The 2,560-nt window shown below is 53.2% G+C and carries 1 rRNA gene; it reads left to right on the top strand.

What is annotated here, in order from left to right:
• Positions 1–2,548 (top strand): 23S ribosomal RNA (locus tag ACMWJS_RS22840); the annotation flags it as partial.
• Between the last annotated feature and the right edge of the window lie 12 nt (positions 2,549–2,560).

Raw genomic sequence — 2,560 nt, 5'->3', positions numbered from 1 at the left:
TGTGAACTCGAAGAGTAGGGCGGGACACGTGGTATCCTGTCTGAATATGGGGGGACCATCCTCCAAGGCTAAATACTCCTGACTGACCGATAGTGAACCAGTACCGTGAGGGAAAGGCGAAAAGAACCCCGGCGAGGGGAGTGAAAAAGAACCTGAAACCGTGTACGTACAAGCAGTGGGAGCACCTTCGTGGTGTGACTGCGTACCTTTTGTATAATGGGTCAGCGACTTATATTCTGTAGCAAGGTTAACCGTATAGGGGAGCCGAAGGGAAACCGAGTCTTAACTGGGCGTTAAGTTGCAGGGTATAGACCCGAAACCCGGTGATCTAGCCATGGGCAGGTTGAAGGTTGGGTAACACTAACTGGAGGACCGAACCGACTAATGTTGAAAAATTAGCGGATGACTTGTGGCTGGGGGTGAAAGGCCAATCAAACCGGGAGATAGCTGGTTCTCCCCGAAAGCTATTTAGGTAGCGCCTCGTGAACTCATCTTCGGGGGTAGAGCACTGTTTCGGCTAGGGGGCCATCCCGGCTTACCAACCCGATGCAAACTACGAATACCGAAGAATGTTATCACGGGAGACACACGGCGGGTGCTAACGTCCGTCGTGAAGAGGGAAACAACCCAGACCGCCAGCTAAGGTCCCAAAGTCATGGTTAAGTGGGAAACGATGTGGGAAGGCACAGACAGCCAGGATGTTGGCTTAGAAGCAGCCATCATTTAAAGAAAGCGTAATAGCTCACTGGTCGAGTCGGCCTGCGCGGAAGATGTAACGGGGCTAAACCATGCACCGAAGCTGCGGCAGCGACACTATGTGTTGTTGGGTAGGGGAGCGTTCTGTAAGCCGTTGAAGGTGTGCTGTGAGGCATGCTGGAGGTATCAGAAGTGCGAATGCTGACATAAGTAACGATAAAGCGGGTGAAAAGCCCGCTCGCCGGAAGACCAAGGGTTCCTGTCCAACGTTAATCGGGGCAGGGTGAGTCGACCCCTAAGGCGAGGCCGAAAGGCGTAGTCGATGGGAAACAGGTTAATATTCCTGTACTTGGTGTTACTGCGAAGGGGGGACGGAGAAGGCTATGTTAGCCGGGCGACGGTTGTCCCGGTTTAAGCATGTAGGCGGAGGTTCCAGGTAAATCCGGTACCTTTTAACGCTGAGGTGTGATGACGAGGCACTACGGTGCTGAAGTAACAAATGCCCTGCTTCCAGGAAAAGCCTCTAAGCATCAGGTAACACGAAATCGTACCCCAAACCGACACAGGTGGTCAGGTAGAGAATACCAAGGCGCTTGAGAGAACTCGGGTGAAGGAACTAGGCAAAATGGTGCCGTAACTTCGGGAGAAGGCACGCTGATATGTAGGTGAAGCCCCTGCGGGTGGAGCTGAAATCAGTCGAAGATACCAGCTGGCTGCAACTGTTTATTAAAAACACAGCACTGTGCAAACACGAAAGTGGACGTATACGGTGTGACGCCTGCCCGGTGCCGGAAGGTTAATTGATGGGGTTAGCGGCAACGCGAAGCTCTTGATCGAAGCCCCGGTAAACGGCGGCCGTAACTATAACGGTCCTAAGGTAGCGAAATTCCTTGTCGGGTAAGTTCCGACCTGCACGAATGGCGTAATGATGGCCAGGCTGTCTCCACCCGAGACTCAGTGAAATTGAACTCGCTGTGAAGATGCAGTGTACCCGCGGCAAGACGGAAAGACCCCGTGAACCTTTACTATAGCTTGACACTGAACACTGGTCCTTGATGTGTAGGATAGGTGGGAGGCTTTGAAGTGTGGACGCCAGTCTGCATGGAGCCGTCCTTGAAATACCACCCTTTAATGGCTGGTGTTCTAACGTAGACCCGTGATCCGGGTTGCGGACAGTGTCTGGTGGGTAGTTTGACTGGGGCGGTCTCCTCCCAAAGAGTAACGGAGGAGCACGAAGGTTAGCTAATCCTGGTCGGACATCAGGAGGTTAGTGCAATGGCATAAGCTAGCTTGACTGCGAGAGTGACGGCTCGAGCAGGTGCGAAAGCAGGTCATAGTGATCCGGTGGTTCTGAATGGAAGGGCCATCGCTCAACGGATAAAAGGTACTCCGGGGATAACAGGCTGATACCGCCCAAGAGTTCATATCGACGGCGGTGTTTGGCACCTCGATGTCGGCTCATCACATCCTGGGGCTGAAGTAGGTCCCAAGGGTATGGCTGTTCGCCATTTAAAGTGGTACGCGAGCTGGGTTTAGAACGTCGTGAGACAGTTCGGTCCCTATCTGCCGTGGGCGCTGGAGAATTGAGGGGGGCTGCTCCTAGTACGAGAGGACCGGAGTGGACGCATCACTGGTGTTCGGGTTGTCATGCCAATGGCACTGCCCGGTAGCTAAATGCGGAAAAGATAAGTGCTGAAAGCATCTAAGCACGAAACTTGCCCCGAGATGAGTTCTCCCTGAGACTTTAAGTCTCCTGAAGGAACGTTGAAGACGACGACGTTGATAGGTCGGGTGTGTAAGCGCAGCGATGCGTTGAGCTAACCGATACTAATGAACCGTGAGGCTTAACCTTACAACGCCGAAG

It is taken from the genome of Enterobacter sp. HK-058-C-ECC, assembly GCF_047531125.1.
GTDB classification, from domain to species: domain Bacteria; phylum Pseudomonadota; class Gammaproteobacteria; order Enterobacterales; family Enterobacteriaceae; genus Enterobacter; species Enterobacter quasiroggenkampii.
This window is presented reverse-complemented; position numbering and strand designations above follow the sequence as displayed.